The following is a 16,790-nucleotide window of genomic DNA, read 5'->3' as shown; positions in this document are numbered from 1 at the left end:
CTGTTGAGGCTGGAAAGAGAGCTGACACTGCCACTGCCGTGCTCTTAACTTCCCGAGACCCTCGTCGTCCTGTCCGACGACACCCTTTGGCTCCCGTGTATTGCGGGAGCTTTTTTTTATCCTTTTTTCCGCGCCCTGCTGCCTTTCAGCCATAAAAAAACACAGCCGGAGCTGTGTTTAAGAAGGTTCCAACAGGCTGAAGCTTATTCCTGCTCGACCGCCACAGATTTCGCCGCCAGAGCATCCAGCAGTTTGGTGTGAATGCCGCCGAAGCCGCCGTTACTCATCACCAAAATGTGATCGCCCGGCTGCGCGGCTTTCACCACTAAATCGGCCAGCGAGTCGACATCCGCGCTCCAGTGAGCAGGCTGCACACAGTGCTCAGCAACTTCTGCTACTTGCCAAGGAATGTGCTGAGGCTGTAACAGGAAGACTTCATCGGCACGGCCCAGCGCTGGCGCCAGTTCATTCTTGCTCATGCCCATTTTCATGGTGTTAGAGCGCGGTTCGAGCACGGCCAAAATGCGCGCGGTACCGCCGACTTTACTGCGCAAGGCAGCAAGGGTGGCCAGAATCGCCGTCGGATGGTGAGCAAAATCGTCATACACGCTCACGCCATAGGCTTCGCCGCGCAGTTCGAGACGGCGACGGGCGTTGATGAAATCGCCCAAGGCTTTGCAGGCATCTTCTGGCTTAACGCCGACGTGACGCGCCGCGGCGATCGCCATCAGGCCATTGTGCATGTTGTGTTCGCCAACCAGCGACCAGTGCACTTCGCCGACGCTCTCACCGTGCAGATAGACGGTGAAAGAACTGGCGTCAGGGGTCAGCTTCTTGGCATCCCAGGCGCAGGTTTCGGCTTCACCAACAAACTCCTGCTCACTCCAGCAGCCCATCGCCATCACTTGTTTCAGCGGTGTGTCATTGTCGGGTAGGATGATTTTCCCCTGACCCGGTACCAGACGAACCAAATGGTGGAACTGTTTCTGGATAGCTTTTAAGTCGTCGAAGATGTCAGCGTGGTCGAACTCAAGGTTGTTCAGCACCAGCGTGCGCGGGCTGTAGTGAACAAACTTGGAACGTTTGTCGAAGAACGCGCTGTCGTATTCGTCGGCTTCAATCACCATAAATGGGCTGTTACCCAGACGCGCAGAGACGTCGAAGTTGCCCGGCACGCCGCCGATGACATAGCCCGGCTCGTAGCCGCAGGCTTCTAGGATCCACGCGACCATGCCAGCCGTGGTGGTTTTACCATGGGTGCCCGCAACGGCAATCACCCAGCGGCCCGGCAGCACGTGGTCGTGTAACCACTGTGGTCCAGAAACGTAAGGAATGCCCTGCTCCAGCACGGCTTCCACGCACGGGTTTCCGCGCGTCATGGCGTTGCCGATGATCACCAGATCAGGACGAGGCTCGAGCTGCGCGGGGTCGTAACCCTGGATCAGTTCAATACCCTGATTCTCCAGCAGCGTACTCATTGGTGGATAAACGTTGTTATCTGAACCGGCAACCTGATGCCCTTGTGCGCGTGCCAGCATTGCCAGCCCGCCCATAAAGGTGCCGCAAATCCCAAGAATATGAATGCGCATATGTTTTCCATTAATGCCTTTAAGTCAGCCGCTATTCTACCGCTCAGAATCCTCCAGAAGAAATGGATTTGCCTAGGATTCATCCATATATTTGGGCTAAACTGCTCGTGCTCATGTTAAGGTTTTATTAATAAACCGTTATCCATCCTAGATTTAGGGAATGCGTCATGAAAACGTTAGGCGAATTTATTGTTGAAAAGCAGCAGGATTTTCCCCATGCGACCGGCGAGCTGACCGCTCTCCTTTCAGCAATAAAACTCGGCGCAAAAATCATTCATAGGGACATCAACAAAGCCGGGCTGGTCGATATTCTCGGTACAAGTGGTGTAGAAAACGTGCAGGGCGAAGTTCAAATGAAACTCGACCTTTACGCCAATGAAAAGTTAAAAGCGGCGATGTTAGCGCGCGGCGAAATTGCCGGTATCGCGTCGGAAGAAGAAGATGAGATCGTCGTCTTTGAAGGGGAACGTGCTGAAAATGCAAAATACGTGATCCTGATGGACCCCCTTGATGGCTCCTCCAACATTGATGTTAACGTCTCTGTCGGCACCATCTTCTCTATTTACCGTCGTACCACTCCACTGGGCCAGCCGGTCACCGAAGCTGACTTCCTGCAACCGGGCAACCGTCAGGTCGCGGCAGGTTATGTGGTTTACGGCTCCTCCACCATGCTGGTTTACACCACGGGCGCGGGCGTTCATGCCTTCACCTATGACCCTTCACTCGGCGTCTTCTGCTTGTCTCATGAAAAAGTCCGTTTCCCAGCGAAGGGCAACATGTACTCTATTAACGAAGGCAACTACATCAGATTCCCGCTCGGCGTGAAGAAGTACATTAAGTACTGTCAGGAGCAGGACGAAGCCACAAATCGCCCTTACACCTCGCGCTATATCGGCTCTCTGGTAGCGGATTTCCACCGTAACCTGCTGAAAGGCGGCATTTATATCTATCCAAGCACCGCAAGTCACCCTACCGGTAAACTGCGCCTGCTGTATGAGTGCAACCCGATGGCGTTCCTTGCCGAGCAAGCCGGTGGTAAAGCCAGCGATGGTAAAAACCGTATTCTGGACATCATTCCGCAAAAGCTGCACGAGCGCGCACCTTTCTTCGTCGGCAACCGTTCAATGGTTGAAGATGCAGAACGCTTCATCGCTGAGTTCCCAGACGACGCTTACCCACAATAAGAACGCGTTATCTCTGTACATCACTTACATAAAAAAGGTTCGGCATGTGCCGAACCTTTTTATTTGCCCAAGCCATTAATTTGGATTCGATTTATACCAAATCTTGCTGGCTGAGCTTAAACACCGACACGCTTTGCGCCAGTAACTGCGCCTGCTCTTCCAGCGAGCGCGTTGCCGCTGTCGCCTCTTCCACCAGCGCGGCGTTTTGCTGCGCCACCTGATCCATTTGGGTAATGGCGATATTCACCTGCTCGATACCGTGCGTCTGCTCGGTGGTGGCGATAGAAATCTCACGCATTAAGCTGGTAACGCGGCGCACTTCGTTGGCAATCTCCGTCATGGTGCCGGCCGCCGATTTGACCATGGCTTCCCCTTCCGAGATGCGGCTTTCAGAGTCCACAATCAGCTCTTTGATCTCTTTTGCCGACTGCGCGCTGCGCTGCGCGAGACTGCGAACTTCGCCCGCCACCACGGCAAAACCGCGCCCCTGCTCACCGGCGCGAGCAGCTTCAACGGCGGCGTTCAGTGCCAGAATATTGGTCTGGAAGGCAATACCGTCAATCACCGTGATGATGTCGGTAATACGTTTCGAGCTGTCAGTGATGGCCCGCATTTTATCCATCACGTGATTCACCACCTGACTGCCTTTATCGGCAATGCTCGAGACACTCTGCGCCAGCTGATTCGCCTGCTCGGAGTTGGTGGCGTTCATGCGCACCGTAGAGGTTAACTGCTCCATGCTGGCCGCCGTCTCTTCCAGCGAAGCCGCCGACTCTTCGGTGCGCTGCGCCAAATTCACGTTTCCGGCCGCCAGTTCGCGGGTGCCGACGTCAATCTGATTGCCCGCATCGCGCACTCTTCCGACCGACGCCGCCAGCGAGTCTTGCATCTTCTTCATGGCGCGCAGCAGACGGCCCATTTCGTTGCTACGCGAATCATCGATGTCATGGGTCAAATCCCCCGCCGCGATGTACTCCAACTGGGCAATAGAGGTGCTCAGCGGATGCATGATGATTTTCTGCAACGCAAACCACGACAGCAGTGCGATAGAGATCGCAGCGATGCAGGCAACAATAATAATGGTCAGCTGGATGCGCGACTGGGCGCGAGCATGCTCAATGCGCTGCTGAGTGCTCTCCTGAGCGTAAATGCGGAAATCGCTCAGTGCCTTATCGTAGGCGTTGCTGTACGGCGTTATTTTGTTTTCTAACACGTCGTAATAGGCGTCACTGCTTTGTGACTGAATCGCCGCCAGCGCGGGGAGCAAACCGTTGGCTTTATAAGCATCATAGGCGTCTTTCAAGGCCTTGGTCAGCGCACGCCCCTGCTCGTTGCCATCATCAATCCCCACAAACAGAGCCACTTTCTCATCGGCTTGTTTCAAATAGCCAGCCACTCGCCCCGCCGTGGCCTTCGAGTCATCCATCATGCCAATTTCCAACTGACGCACGGCCACGCTGCTTGCCACGCGAGCGCGCAGCGAGAAGCTGTAACTCTCCGCCAGCGAACCCAACTCTTCACCCTGCAACTGGTTAATTTGCTGCAACGAGGAGGCGCTCTGGCGAATGGCGTTGGCTCCTAAGACGCTGACCAACAATAAAATCAGGGTCATTACCCCTAACAAGGCGATCAATCCAGCCTTTACGCTCAACTTATTCAACATGCTGTGTTATCCGGTGGTTTAGGAAATGGAGGAAAATGAAGAGAGGTAATCTGTCGATGCCGCAGACTTTTTTATGTCATTTGTTATCGACTATTTTGTGAAAATCTTGAGAAGAAACCGTAAAACAGGCAGTTAGGCGGTAAAGCGAGGACTCAGAAAACTTTCATGCCAAACAATAGGGATTAACAGCAGGGAAAAAGAGAGAAACACCAGAAATCCCCACCACGAAAAGGACAGGAAATCGTGACGGACTTGGCTATAATGTCCGCCACTCCAATTCCTGGTTCAATGAAGGAAACCAAAATGAGCTTAATCAATGTGCCGGCAGGCAAAGACTTGCCAGAAGATATCTACGTAGTTATCGAAATCCCAGCTAATGCTGATCCCATCAAATACGAAGTAGATAAAGATACCGGTGCACTGTTCGTGGATCGCTTCATGTCGACTGCGATGTTCTACCCATGCAACTACGGTTACATCAACCACACCCTGTCCCTTGATGGTGACCCGGTAGACGTGTTGGTCCCAACGCCGTACCCACTGCAACCAGGCTCGGTCATTCGCTGCCGTCCAGTTGGCGTGCTGAAAATGACCGACGAATCTGGCGAAGATGCCAAAGTTGTTGCAGTACCACACACCAAACTGAGCAAAGAGTACGATCACATTAAAGATGTGAACGACCTGCCAGAGCTGCTGCGCGGCCAGATCACCCACTTCTTCGAGCAGTACAAAGCGCTGGAAAAAGGCAAATGGGTTAAAGTTGACGGCTGGGCTGATGCTGCTGCCGCGAAAGAAGAGATCGTGACCTCTTTCGAACGCGCTAAAAACAAGTAATTGTTTGAGCTTTACGGTCGCCGAACGGCAGGCCGTATAAAAAGAAAAACACCGCCCATTGGACGGTGTTTTTTTTATGTCTCTCTCCCTGGTTTTAGAAGAGATGTGTTTGGTATCAACGGAACGACGACCTTGCTCAGCGTTCTTACTTCACATCTTCCGCACGCTTGAGCCAATCACCACCTTCAATACGCGGTACGCCTTCGAGCGAACGTATATAGAGGTAGATCCAGGCACTGCCGTACGGAGTGGAAATCAGCTCACGTTTATAATCTTTTGTATTACTTTTCAGTTCATCCAGTTCAGCCATAATGGATGACGTGATGCGGTAAACTTCACAATAGACTTTTCCATCCCCTGGAACGGCTGCCGGATAGTGCCCCAGATTATAGAGCGCGTAGCCTTCCAGCTCGTGGTCACCCAACCACTGAGCGTTCGTCATCCAATGACTGTTGCCTTGCTTGCGTCGTAAACTGCCATAAACAATTATTCGCATGTTTGGTTTCGTATAGTAAAAGTCACATGAGTTAAAACTCAAACTGATAAAGCAAATCCAATGCCTGATCGATACCCGAAACGGCTTCGAGGTAAAGTTTAGGCATCAAACGATAACGCAGAGTCAGCGTTGCCAGCGAGTCGAAGATACCGACACCGTATTTCACCTGAAGACCCGGTAAAACATAGCCACTGACCACCACCTGAGAGTTATCCCCCACGCCCTGCGTATCCAGCGCCAGATTGCTGACACCGAATGCTTCGCCGATTTTACCCACAAGTTTACCACTTTGCGCAACCCCCATCCCGATAAGCATTGAGGTCATCGCGCCACTATCGGCACCAGAACTGTCCAAACCTTGGCCGCGAAGCAGGTAGGACAAGGCTTGTTCCTGCGACATCACCGGATCTGAGAATATTTCAAGTTTAGGCGAATCCGCCTCGCCCGTGACACGTAAACCGGCAATAACGTTATTTTCGGTCGAGTCTGGGTTACGAATCGCTTCCAGATTCAGCAGCGGCTGGTCGGCCGGGCCGGAGAAAAGCAGCTGGCCTTTACGCACAATCAGGTCCTGCCCGTAAGCGTGGAAACGACCGGAAGGAATATCAATCTGGCCGTTTAACCCCAGACCGTGTTTATCCTGCGCGACCTTGAGCGCCCCTTTCAGACGGGCTTTCAGGCCGAAGGCGTCGAGACGCACGTCATCGCCGATATTCACCATCAGATTGCTGTTGATGGGGATCGAGGTCGACGGCGCCGCAATCGGCTGGCGCTGGTCATTGAGCATCACTTCATCGGACGAGACGCCCACCGCGCTTTCCGGCAGCTCCTGCACGGTAATGCGCGCCCACGGGATATCCACCCGACCGTTGAGCGAGAACAGCTGCGGCGTGGCTTCAAACACCACGTCCGGCGAGACGTCCAGTCGCACCATCGGCGGCACGGAAACCCTCACCCGGTCGCCCTTGGCGGCAATTCTGGCGCGCCACGCGTTCAGCACGCTCCAGTCGGCGTCGCCGTTTAATGCCAGCTGGCCGTGAGCGGTGCGGATCACCCCATCCATCAGCGACGACATGCCGTTGAAGTTGATATTCAGGTTGCCGCTGGTGACATCAAACGGCATAAACTCGGCGTCGAAGTCGATATCGGACAGCGCCAATCGGCCAAACACCTGCGGCTTCTGCGCGTTGCCGCCCAGACGCAGATTGGCGTTGAGCAGGCCCGATGCCTTCTCGCCATCGGCCAGAATCGGCTGGATCAGCGCCATCGAGATGCGATTGATATTCACCGTCCCGCTGAGATTGCGGCGGTTCTGCGGGTCGGCGATTTGCACGTTGCCATCAAACTGGCCGTTATTGGTCAGCTTGATTAACCAGTCCAGCGTCGCGCGGCCGTTGTTCATGCCGGCATTTAGGTTCAGGGTGTCGAAGGCGATAGGCAGGGGGTTGCCACTCACCAGTTGCTGTACCTTCACGCCGTTACCCACCAGCGACACGCTGCCCTGCGGCAAGCCGCCGTCGGCTTTCCACGCCACGTTGGCTTTGCCGGTAAACACGCCACTCAGCTTGGTATCGTCGCCGAGGAAAGGCTTGAGCATCGCCAAATCAAAGCGATTGAGCTGCAAACTCGCCTGCCCGCTGGCACCGGCGTCGATGGTTTTCGGCACGCAAAGGTCGGCATTAGGGTTCTGCCAGCAGTGCGGGCCGACGGTAACGCGCTGCTCTTTGTTGAAGTACTCCAGCGCAATCGAGCGATTCAAGCGCCACGCGCCCACTGGCGTATCAAACAGCGTGTTATTGATGTTGCCTTTCCACTGCTCTGTGGCGCGGTCGAAACTGCCGGTCAGGGCCAGTTGGCCAGAAACCGGTTTTCCTTCGACATTCAGTTTAAGCTGATGCTGCTTCTCATTGCCTTTGGCATCTAGCGTCAGGTTACTGATATCCAGAGCATCTTGCTTGAGCTGTTGGATGCGAACCGCGAGGTTGCCCTGAATCTGCTCCGCCGAGCTGACATCACCTTTGATGTCCACCCGGTTAATGGTCAGCGCCTGCCACTTGAGGCGGCTGGCGGTCAGGTCAGCCAGCAGCTTCGGCGCTTTCAAGTCACCGCGCACCTGAATCATGCCTTTAGCGACGCCGCCCAGTCCCGGCAGCGCGCCATCCAGATGCTGGGCGTCAATGTTGGCATCCAGCGCCCATTTATCGCTGAGCGAGCCTTTCACATCAATGTTGTTGCGGCCCAACTCCAGATGCAGCTGAGGGATATCCCACTGGCCGTAGTTGTTGCCACGCAGATTCCCGCGCGCCTTCACCAGATTCTGCTTAACGTTGCCGTCCAGCTCCAGCGTCGGGATCTGCATCTGCCAGCTTCCGCCATACAGGCTGCCGCGCGTAGCGATTTTGCCCTGCAATTTGGCTGGCCAGTCAGGATACTGCTTGGCGGTGTTGATGCCATTCAGGGTCAGTAAGGCATTCCAGCTAATCGCCTTGCTCCAGTCCACAATGCCCGTCAGGTCAGTATTACCCTGCAGAGCGGCCAGGCGTAGCAGGGTCAGTTTGAACTGCTCGACGTTACCTTTGCCATCCACGGTCAAGGTGGCAGGAGGGATTTGGTCGCCGCTGAAGTCAGAGTGCAGAGAGAGCGCGTAATCCGTCGCTTTCCCCGAAAACTTCAGTTTGAAGCCTTTGACCTGATACTGCGGCGTGCCGGTCAGCGGCCATTGCAGCGCGTCACTGTTCAGGGTCAGATTAAGCGGCAGGCCCGCCTCGGCGAGCTGGGTTTGCAGCGCCAGCTGGGCGCGCACCGGGCCTGAGAGGTTAATGCCGAGATCCAGCTTATCGCGCAGACCTCCGCCCACCTTCAGCTTAATCTTCTCACCTTTGATTGGATCGACGTTCAGCGCGGTGTTCAGCGTCATGTCCACCGGCCAGTTGTTTTCCAGCGTCGCTTGGCCGACACCGTCTAGCGAGCCTTGCGGCGAACGCACTTGCAGCTGCTCAAGCTTCACAATCTGATCCTGCGAGCTGGCTTTAAGGGCGAAACGGGTGATCAACACGTCGGTATCCCCCGTCAGGCGTAAATTGTCCGCCGTCAGTTGCTCAATATTCAAATCCAGCGGCAGGCGGAAGTCAGGCAGTTCTGGCAGCAGCGGCTTGGCAAACAGCTCTTGCAGCGTTTCACCCAGCGGCTTCTCTGGCGGGGCTTCAACCGGTTTTTCGGCCGGTTTGCCGGTGGCTTTCTCCACGGCTTTATCTTGCGCGGCTTGAACCACCTCTGGCAGAGGGTTAGCAGGGGTCTTCGGCAGGGCAATCAGCAGGCCGCCGATATGAGTCGGTGTCAGATGCAGCGAGCGATCCGTCCACTGCGCGCCAGTGCTGAATTCACCCAGCGAAATGGCGCGGTCGTCGAGGGTCACATTGACATTATTGAGCGTCAGCGCGCGCAGCGTGATGGGGTACGGCGTACTGAGGTTGGTCAGCGGCTCGCTGTTTTCTGGTTCAGCGGCGGGCTGTGACGGCGCCATTTCATTGGTTTTCACCGCCACGTCCACGTCACTCAGGCCAATGGCGTTGACGCACAGCGCGCTGTTTTTAAAGCACGAGAGGTCGAGCGACAGGTGGAACTCGCCCGCTTTCACATCCACGCCCGGCATTTGGTAATGCAGGCCTTTCAACTGGAGGTTGCGCCAGCCGCCCTCAACGCTGTCGATCTTCAGGCCGGGGACAAAGCGCTGGGCGCTGTTGATAACCAGATGCAGGCCCGTCTGCGTGCCGATAAGAAACGCCACCGTGCCCAGCAGCAACAGCAGAACGATGAGGAAACCAATACAGATCTTTTTAAACAAACTCATAATTCTGGACCCAAACCGATGTAAAACTGCAATCCATGCTCATCTTTGTCCGCCACGGGCGCGGCAATGTCGAACTTGACTGGCCCAATGGGGGAAGCCCAGCGAACGCCCACACCCGCGCCGGTTTTCACATTGCTTTTGGCGATATCATTTACGGCTTCGCCGGAGTCAACAAACACCGCGCCCCACCACTTTCCGGTCACGTTGTATTGGTATTCGAGCGAGCCGGTCGCCAGTTTTGACGCACCGGTCAGCTTGCCGTCACTGTCTCTTGGCGACAGAGATTTGTATTTATAGCCGCGAATACTGCGGTCACCACCGGCGAAGAAGCGCAGGGATGGCGGCACGCGCTCGAAGTCGTTGGTTTCAATCCAGCCTAAATTCCCGCGCACCACGAAGCGATTTTTCTCCGCCAAGGTGCGGATCCAGACGTTTTGCGCCTGCACCACCGCGAAGTCGACGTCCGATCCCCAGGTGGTATCAGACACGTCGAGCGAGTAGCGCTGGGAGTCGCCCCAGGTTGGCATCAAACCGCCGCGCTGGCGGGTGCGGTTGGCACTCACGCCCGGATAAATCAGCATGGTGGTGTTGGTGACATTACCTTGGGTAAAGTGGTCGAGGCTCCAGCGTAGGTTAACCGCGCGCTGCCATCCGCTGCTCAGATCCCAGTAACGCGCCAGATTGACGGTGCTGGAGTCCGATTTCGTGTCATTGAGGTCTTCACGTTTGAAGCCGCCCTGCACCAGATAATATTGCTCGAGAGGCGCTTTCAGCAGGGGGATTTTATAGCTCAGGTCCAACGACTGCTCCGGGCCTGAGAGGTTAATGGTACTTTCAATGCTCTGGCCGCGGTCGTTGACCCACGGCTTCTTCCAGTTGGCTTTGATGCGCGGGCCGACGTCGGTGGAGTAACCCACACCGGTTTCTAAGGTGTTGCGGGTTCGCGGCGTCACCACGGCGTTCAGCGGCAGCGTTTTGGTGGCTTTGGCGTCGCTAAAATCAGGCGCGACCACCACCGAGTTAAACCAGCCCGTCGCGGACAGACGGCGGTTCAACTCCGCCAGATCTGAGGAGCTGTAGTAGTCGCCCTGATGGAACGGCACCAGATTTTGCAGATATTCTTCGCGGATTTGCGAGCCTTGGAAATTCACTTGCCCAAAGTGATAGCGATCGCCGCTGTCGAATTGGATATCCCAGAACGCCTTGTGTTCATCTTCTATCACGCCGAGCTGGCTCTTGCGCATATCTGCGTCAAAGTAGCCCTTACGCACGGCAGCGCCGGTCAGCGCGCTTTTGAAATTGTCATAGGTTCCGTGATTGAGGATGGTGCCCACGGCTGGGACGCGCGACTTCTTTAGCGCTTCAAACTCATCGTCCTTGCTCGCCTGACCTTCAATCACCACGCTGGTCCCGGCGATTTTCACCGGAATGCCCGGCGTGACTTTGGCAATCAGCACCGGACGGCCCGGCGGCGGAGTCGCTCGATAGTCGAAATCGATAGTCGGTTGGTAATACCCCAGCGGCCTTAGGCCTTGCTGGATAGCCGCACTGACGCGCGCGCGGAAACGCCCGTCCGCCCCCACTTCGTCACTCTGAATTGAGGAGAGTCGGACACGGACGTTCTTTTGCAGGTCGCCTTCCAGACCTTCCAACTGCAAGCGCACTTTCGCCGCCATAGAGAGCGAGGGGGCCAGCAACAGACCTAACACAAAGAGTTTACGGTGGTAACGTGGCACAAGCGCTCCTGCTGATTTTACTATCCTGTTAAAATATCAGATGCCTGCCGGGGAATTAATGCCGAAAGTCGGCAGATTCGCCTCTTTAAAATCTAATTCACGTAGTTTAGTGCTAATTCCCTAAAAATCGTCAACGACAGAGCAACGTCTCCCGTATTGTGTGCAAAGTCGCAATCAGATACAACTAACAGCAAACTATTGACCGTAACAGGTTATTAAAGAAACAACTGGAGTCCGTTTTGGTTCAACAATCTGATAAAAATAGCTCTGACAAAACTCAACGGGTGAAGCAAGAAGACGCCTTAACCGGCCGCACCACGCCAATGCCCGTTGCGACCACTCACGCCGTGACCAGCCACTCCATGACTCACGTTCCCGATGAAATGAACGTGGCAATCTTCGCCATGGGCTGTTTCTGGGGCGTTGAGCGCCTGTTCTGGCAGCAAGAAGGGGTTTACAGCACGGCGGCAGGTTACACCGGCGGCTTCACCCCCAACCCGACCTACCGCGAAGTGTGCACCGGCCAGACCGGCCATGCCGAAGCGGTGCGCGTGGTGTTCGATCCGGCCATCATCAGCTATGAAAAGCTGCTGCAAATTTTCTGGGAAAATCACGATCCTGCGCAGGGCATGCGTCAGGGTGGCGATATCGGCACTCAGTACCGCTCGGCGATTTACGTGCTTAGCGAAGCGCAGCAGGACGCCGCCCTGGCGAGCCTCCAGCGTTTCCAGGATGCTATGGACGCCGCCAACGACAAGCGCCACATCACCACGGAAATCAGCGAAGCGCTGCCTTTCTACTATGCCGAAGATGACCACCAGCAATACCTGTTCAAGAACCCAGAGGGTTATTGCGGGTTAGGCGGCATTGGCGTTTGTCTGCCACCGACGCGCTGATGATTTGCCAATTTGCCCGTGGCGCGGATGGCGAAAAGCCCCGCAGCACGGGCGATGCAGGAGAATTTTTAAGCGCTGGCGGCAATATCGCGGCTCCGCTATACTATGCGGGCCGCGAATGTGGCCCAATCAGAGTATTTCTAGCTGTTATCTTTGATTTTTTCGCCCTTGATGATTTTTCTTTTATACAGCAACCCAACGAGTACCCTTCCCTGCCGGTTTTAGGTCGGTGTTAAACGGATAGATTATGTTAAACAGTATCTTACTGATTCTTTTACTCATCGCGATCAGTGCCTTTTTCTCCCTGTCGGAGATATCGCTGGCCGCTTCTCGAAAAATTAAACTTAAACAGTTGGCAGACGAAGGAAACGTCAATGCCTCCCGTGTTATGAAATTGCAGGAAACCCCTGGCCTGTTCTTCACCGTGGTACAAATTGGTCTGAACGCCGTCGCCATTCTTGGTGGTATTGTCGGTGATGCGGCCTTCTCCCCTGCTTTCCAGACGTTCTTTATTCGCTTCATGTCGCCGGAATTGGCGGATCAAGTCAGCTTCATCTGTTCCTTCGTCCTGGTCACTAGTCTGTTTATTCTGTTTGCTGACCTCACGCCGAAGCGCATCGGTATGATTTCACCTGAGACGGTTGCCGTCCGTATAGTCAACCCGATGCGTTTCTGCCTCATGATTTGCCGCCCTATGGTCTGGTTCTTCAACGGCATGGCAAATATGATTTTCCGCCTGTTCAAACTGCCAATGGTGCGCAACGACGACATTACCTCCGACGACATTTACGCCGTGTTTGAAGCCGGTGCGTTGGCGGGCGTGCTGCGCAAGCAGGAGCACGAGCTGATTGAAAACGTGTTTGAGCTTGAATCTCGTACCGTGCCTTCTTCCATGACCTCCCGCGAAAGCGTGATCTACTTTGACCTGCGCGAGAGCGAAGACAGCATCAAACAGAAGATTGCCACCCATCCGCACTCGAAGTTTCTGGTGTGTGACGGTCATATCGATCAGGTCGTGGGCTATGTCGATTCCAAAGACCTGCTGAACCGCGTGTTGGGCAATCAGAGCCTAATGTTGAGCAGCGGCGTGCAGATTCGCTCGGCGCTGATTGTGCCGGACACCCTGACCCTCTCCGAGGCGCTGGAAAGCTTCAAGGCCGCCGGGGAAGACTTCGCGGTTATCCTCAACGAATACGCGCTGGTCGTGGGCATCATCACCCTGAATGACGTGATGACCACCCTGATGGGCGATTTGGTCGGTCAGGGTATGGAAGAGCAGATTGTCGCCCGTGACGAGAATTCATGGCTTATCGAAGGCGGTACGCCAATCGAAGACGTGATGCGCGTGCTGCATATCGAAGAGTTCCCGCAGTCTGGCAACTATGAAACCATCGGCGGCTTCATGATGTTCATGCTGCGTAAAATCCCGAAACGCACCGATTTCGTCAAGTTCTCGGGCTACAAGTTTGAAGTGGTAGACATCGACAGCTACAAGATTGACCAGCTGCTGGTGACTCGCATCACTGACAAACCGGTCGCGCCTCTGCTGCCAAAAACGCCGCAAGAGATCAAAGATGAGAAAGCCGCGAACAAGCTGGCTGAGAAAAACGGCGACCACTAACCGTCGTTAGCCGCGCGCTAAATCAATCTCGAAAACGGAATCCGGAAACGTTCATCGCGTTTTCGGATTTTTTTATGCGGGTTGATCGGCGCCACAAAGCCCACTAGGGTAAGTTTATCCCCCCAGCTATGGAGCGTGCGGTTTGAGCAAAGCATCGAGCAATACAGAATCAGGGCTGATCGTGGCTGAAGACGGGACGCCTCGCTGCTTCTGGCAACCAAGCATGCCGGACTATCACGATAACGAATGGGGCCATCCGGTGGTGGATGACCAGCGGCTGTTTGAAAAAATCTGTCTCGAAGGCTTTCATTCGGGCATGTCGTGGAAGCTGATTTATAACAAGCGCGAGCATTTCCGCCGGGCTTTCAACGACTTCGACTTCCATCTTGTCGCGCAATTCGACCAGCAGGACGTTGAGCGGCTGATGCAAGACGCCAGCATTGTGCGTAACCGGGCGAAAATCCTCTCCACCATTAACAATGCCAAACGCGCGATTGAACTGGTGCAAGAAGCTGGCTCCCTGGCGGCGTGGATATGGCAGTTTGAGCCGTCGCCGCAGGAGCGGCCGGAAACCGTCAATCTGGCTTACTGGCATGAAAACACCACCAGCGCCGCCTCTCTCGCCATGTCCAAAGCCCTGAAAAAGCGCGGCTGGACCTTTGTCGGGCCAATCACCACCTATTCATTAATGCAGGCGCTGGGGCTGGTGAACGATCATCTCGAAGGTTGTATTTGTCGTCAGGAAGTGGAGGCGCTGCGAGCAAAGCTGAAACGGCCGGTTTGAAGCGAAGGGGGAATCGAGGACTGAAGAGAAACATAATGGCGCGTACAACAGAAAACTCGCTGTTGTGCGCGCCTGAGGGCCTTAGCCCATTTCGGCCTGAAGATGCATAACCTGACGGTTAACTTCAGACATCACACTAAAATGGCGCTTATCACGTACTTTCGGCAATAAAATTTTGCCATGGTCGAACTCAAATGCGCCGACATCTTTAATATACAAACGACCGCGGAACAACGTCTTAACATACTTGGCTACTTTCAACGGATTGTAGCGCTGGAAGATTCTCATTTTTCTACTTTCCTCCGATAAATCACTGCGTGCTCAGGCTCAGGTTAAAGCTGCGATGAAAGCCTGAATCGAATCATATTCGCAGTGAGTAGACATATAACATAGCAGGGAGTTCAGGTTCTGCCAGTATATTTAACTGCTTTTACCTACCTTGACAGTACGCTTTCAGAATAGTCCTTATGCCAACAGTATAACCCTTCAATCTATGTCATTTCTGTAAGCTATAACACACTGTTAACATCTCAACAGGACAGACCACTTAACAACTTCTATGATTGTCGGGTCGGTACGTTTTGTCGCCTTTTCTATGGAGCCACTATGACTTTAAGAAGCTTGCTAATTATATCCTTAGTTATTTTCCCATTCTTCGCCTCAGCCCACAATTTGGTCATCGATAATCGCCTTCCGGCGGTCGGCGTGGACCAAAAAGGCGAACTCAATTACGTCAACGATGAGTTCAGCTACGCCCGCTGGAACAGTGCCAAGCTGCCGGGCAAGGTCCGCGTGGTGCAGCACATGGCCGGGCGCAGCAGCGCTAAAGAGCTGAATGCGCCGCTGGTCGATGCCATCAGGGCAGCCAATCTACCTCACGATCGTTACCAAACGACGACAATCGTGAATACTGATGACGCCATTATCGGCACCGGCATGTTTGTGCGAAAAAGCATCGAGGGCGGCAAGAAGGAGTTCCCATGGTCACAGGTGATTGTCGACAGCAACGGCGTGGTGAAAAAAGCATGGCAGCTGGAGCCGAAAAGCTCGGCCATCGTGGTGCTAGATAAGAATGGGATGATTAAATTTGCCAAAGATGGCGCGCTGACCCAGACCGAGGTCAAACAGGTGATTGATCTGCTGCATAAGCTGGTGAAGGAGTAATTGCCGGCAAGGAAGACTCGAACAGAAAAGCGCCCGTCGGCGCTTTTCTTTTTATGGCATCTTTTACTTCACTAGAATAATGAAACGCGGAAGCCCGGATTAAGGAATGACTCTTTCGGCGTATAGAGCAGGGTTTGCCCGGTCCAGTCTTTGACCACCGCGCCTGCGGCAATCGCCACGGCATGGCCTGCGCCGGTGTCCCAAATATTGGTTGGCCCAAAGCGCGGGTAGAGCTGCGCCTCGCCTTCCGCCACCAGACAGAATTTCAGCGAAGAGCCTACAGCCACGGTTTGGTGCTCGCCGAGCTGAGTCAGGTAATCCTGCAACTCCTGATCGTTGTCATAGTGCGAACGGCTTACCACCACCAGCGGCGGATGGGCTTCCTGTACGCGGATCTGCTTGCGCTCGCCCTTCTCTTCTTTCCACGCCTTGCCCTCTGCCGCGCTGTACATCACGCCGGTCACCGGCACATACACCACGCCCAGCACCGGCTTGCCGTCTTCGATCAGCGCGATATTCACGGTGAACTCGCCATTGCGCTTGAGGAACTCTTTGGTGCCGTCCAGCGGATCGACCAGCCAATAGCGAGTCCAGCCCTGCCGCTCGCTCCAACTCTGCGGGTCTTCTTCGGACAGCATCGGCGTCTGCGGGTCAAGCGCCGCCAGACCTTGCTTAATCACGTTGTGAGCCGCGATATCCGCCGCCGTGACCGGAGAGTCATCCTTTTTCTGGCGGGCGTCTAACGGCTGCTCACCGTCATACACCGCCATGATAGCGTCACCCGCCTCGCGCGCCAGTTGGCAAATTTGCTCTAACATTGTCCACCTCAGTTGTTCTTTTCAAAACGCTAAGTCATGTAAGAAGCCTAGTTTTTTTTAGCCGGAATAGCTATCCCGTAATCTGCCCGTGTTAACAATTCCGCTGGGCAATACCTGTTACATCTCACAATTATTTATGACACCTGATTACATTC

14 protein-coding genes are annotated in these 16,790 nt (G+C 54.6%); 7 read left to right on the top strand and 7 right to left on the bottom strand.

Features of this window, described 5'->3' with window-relative positions:
• Nucleotides 1–203: 203 nt before the first annotated feature.
• Nucleotides 204–1,589, bottom strand: coding sequence for a UDP-N-acetylmuramate:L-alanyl-gamma-D-glutamyl-meso-diaminopimelate ligase (mpl, locus tag V2154_RS00725; protein ID WP_353500666.1), 1,386 nt, complete (start codon nt 1,587–1,589; stop codon nt 204–206).
• A 167-nt stretch (nt 1,590–1,756) separates the two neighbouring features.
• Here mpl and fbp point away from each other — a divergent pair, with 167 nt between their 5' ends.
• Nucleotides 1,757–2,773, top strand: coding sequence for a class 1 fructose-bisphosphatase (fbp, locus tag V2154_RS00720; RefSeq protein ID WP_353500665.1), 1,017 nt, complete (start codon nt 1,757–1,759; stop codon nt 2,771–2,773).
• 91 nt (nt 2,774–2,864) lie between these two features.
• On the opposite strand, the gene V2154_RS00715 is transcribed toward fbp, so the two are convergent.
• On the bottom strand, nt 2,865–4,436 hold the full coding sequence (locus tag V2154_RS00715) for a methyl-accepting chemotaxis protein (RefSeq protein ID WP_353500664.1): 1,572 nt from the start codon (nt 4,434–4,436) through the stop codon (nt 2,865–2,867).
• A gap of 303 nt (nt 4,437–4,739) precedes the next feature.
• Between V2154_RS00715 and ppa the strand changes: the two genes are divergently transcribed.
• Nucleotides 4,740–5,270, top strand: coding sequence for an inorganic diphosphatase (gene ppa, locus V2154_RS00710; protein ID WP_034795220.1), 531 nt, complete (start codon nt 4,740–4,742; stop codon nt 5,268–5,270).
• Between the two features lie 145 nt (nt 5,271–5,415).
• On the opposite strand, the gene V2154_RS00705 is transcribed toward ppa, so the two are convergent.
• From V2154_RS00705 to tamA, 3 genes are read right to left on the bottom strand one after another with little or no spacing between them, the layout of a single operon-like run.
• The gene (locus tag V2154_RS00705; protein WP_034795217.1) at nt 5,416–5,766 is read right to left on the bottom strand and encodes a gamma-glutamylcyclotransferase family protein; all 351 of its coding nucleotides are present in this window, start codon (nt 5,764–5,766) and stop codon (nt 5,416–5,418) included.
• Between the two features lie 31 nt (nt 5,767–5,797).
• On the bottom strand, nt 5,798–9,616 hold the full coding sequence (tamB, locus tag V2154_RS00700; protein ID WP_353500663.1) for an autotransporter assembly complex protein TamB: 3,819 nt from the start codon (nt 9,614–9,616) through the stop codon (nt 5,798–5,800).
• Nucleotides 9,613–11,292: an autotransporter assembly complex protein TamA gene (gene tamA / locus V2154_RS00695; RefSeq protein ID WP_437342017.1), complete on the bottom strand. Its 1,680-nt coding sequence runs from the start codon at nt 11,290–11,292 to the stop codon at nt 9,613–9,615. Before tamA ends, tamB begins: the two co-directional genes overlap by 4 nt.
• 299 nt (nt 11,293–11,591) lie before the next feature.
• Between tamA and msrA the strand changes: the two genes are divergently transcribed.
• The 4 genes from msrA to V2154_RS00675 all read left to right on the top strand — a co-directional run bounded on the left by msrA (nt 11,592) and on the right by V2154_RS00675 (nt 14,653).
• Nucleotides 11,592–12,248, top strand: a complete 657-nt coding sequence (gene msrA / locus V2154_RS00690) for a peptide-methionine (S)-S-oxide reductase MsrA (protein ID WP_353500661.1) — start codon at nt 11,592–11,594, stop codon at nt 12,246–12,248.
• Nucleotides 12,227–12,484 carry a hypothetical protein gene (locus V2154_RS00685; RefSeq protein ID WP_353500660.1) on the top strand — a complete coding sequence of 86 codons (258 nt, stop codon included), beginning with the start codon at nt 12,227–12,229 and terminating at the stop codon, nt 12,482–12,484. Before msrA ends, V2154_RS00685 begins: the two co-directional genes overlap by 22 nt.
• An 11-nt stretch (nt 12,485–12,495) precedes the next feature.
• Entirely contained in the window at nt 12,496–13,869 is a 1,374-nt protein-coding gene (gene paeA, locus V2154_RS00680; protein ID WP_353500659.1) for a polyamine export protein PaeA, read from the top strand.
• A gap of 142 nt (nt 13,870–14,011) precedes the next feature.
• Nucleotides 14,012–14,653 carry a DNA-3-methyladenine glycosylase I gene (locus V2154_RS00675; protein WP_353500658.1) on the top strand — a complete coding sequence of 214 codons (642 nt, stop codon included), beginning with the start codon at nt 14,012–14,014 and terminating at the stop codon, nt 14,651–14,653.
• Between the two features lie 81 nt (nt 14,654–14,734).
• Here V2154_RS00675 and V2154_RS00670 read toward each other — a convergent pair whose 3' ends face one another.
• The gene (locus V2154_RS00670; RefSeq protein WP_353500657.1) at nt 14,735–14,941 is read right to left on the bottom strand and encodes a DUF1107 domain-containing protein; all 207 of its coding nucleotides are present in this window, start codon (nt 14,939–14,941) and stop codon (nt 14,735–14,737) included.
• A gap of 318 nt (nt 14,942–15,259) precedes the next feature.
• Between V2154_RS00670 and V2154_RS00665 the strand changes: the two genes are divergently transcribed.
• Entirely contained in the window at nt 15,260–15,817 is a 558-nt protein-coding gene (locus V2154_RS00665; RefSeq protein WP_353500656.1) for a YtfJ family protein, read from the top strand.
• 71 nt (nt 15,818–15,888) lie between these two features.
• Here V2154_RS00665 and cysQ read toward each other — a convergent pair whose 3' ends face one another.
• Complete coding sequence (gene cysQ / locus V2154_RS00660) at nt 15,889–16,635, bottom strand: 3'(2'),5'-bisphosphate nucleotidase CysQ (protein WP_353500655.1); 747 nt, start codon at nt 16,633–16,635, stop codon at nt 15,889–15,891.
• Between the last annotated feature and the right edge of the window lie 155 nt (nt 16,636–16,790).

The sequence above is a fragment of the Ewingella sp. CoE-038-23 genome, from assembly GCF_040419245.1.
Taxonomy (GTDB): Bacteria; Pseudomonadota; Gammaproteobacteria; order Enterobacterales; family Enterobacteriaceae; genus Ewingella; species Ewingella allii.
The sequence above is the reverse complement of the archived record's forward strand: the minus strand, read 5'-3'. Positions and strand labels throughout refer to the sequence as shown.

Coding starts and splice junctions, on each gene's coding strand:
- fbp (WP_353500665.1), top strand. CDS start 1,757: ATGAAAACGTTAGGCGAATTTATTGTTGAAAAGCAGCAGGATTTTCCC.
- V2154_RS00665 (WP_353500656.1), top strand. CDS start 15,260: ATGACTTTAAGAAGCTTGCTAATTATATCCTTAGTTATTTTCCCATTC.
- ppa (WP_034795220.1), top strand. CDS start 4,740: ATGAGCTTAATCAATGTGCCGGCAGGCAAAGACTTGCCAGAAGATATC.
- cysQ (WP_353500655.1), bottom strand. CDS start 16,635: ATGTTAGAGCAAATTTGCCAACTGGCGCGCGAGGCGGGTGACGCTATC.
- mpl (WP_353500666.1), bottom strand. CDS start 1,589: ATGCGCATTCATATTCTTGGGATTTGCGGCACCTTTATGGGCGGGCTG.
- tamA (WP_437342017.1), bottom strand. CDS start 11,292: ATGGCGGCGAAAGTGCGCTTGCAGTTGGAAGGTCTGGAAGGCGACCTG.
- V2154_RS00705 (WP_034795217.1), bottom strand. CDS start 5,766: ATGCGAATAATTGTTTATGGCAGTTTACGACGCAAGCAAGGCAACAGT.
- V2154_RS00670 (WP_353500657.1), bottom strand. CDS start 14,941: ATGAGAATCTTCCAGCGCTACAATCCGTTGAAAGTAGCCAAGTATGTT.
- V2154_RS00715 (WP_353500664.1), bottom strand. CDS start 4,436: ATGTTGAATAAGTTGAGCGTAAAGGCTGGATTGATCGCCTTGTTAGGG.
- tamB (WP_353500663.1), bottom strand. CDS start 9,616: ATGAGTTTGTTTAAAAAGATCTGTATTGGTTTCCTCATCGTTCTGCTG.
- paeA (WP_353500659.1), top strand. CDS start 12,496: ATGTTAAACAGTATCTTACTGATTCTTTTACTCATCGCGATCAGTGCC.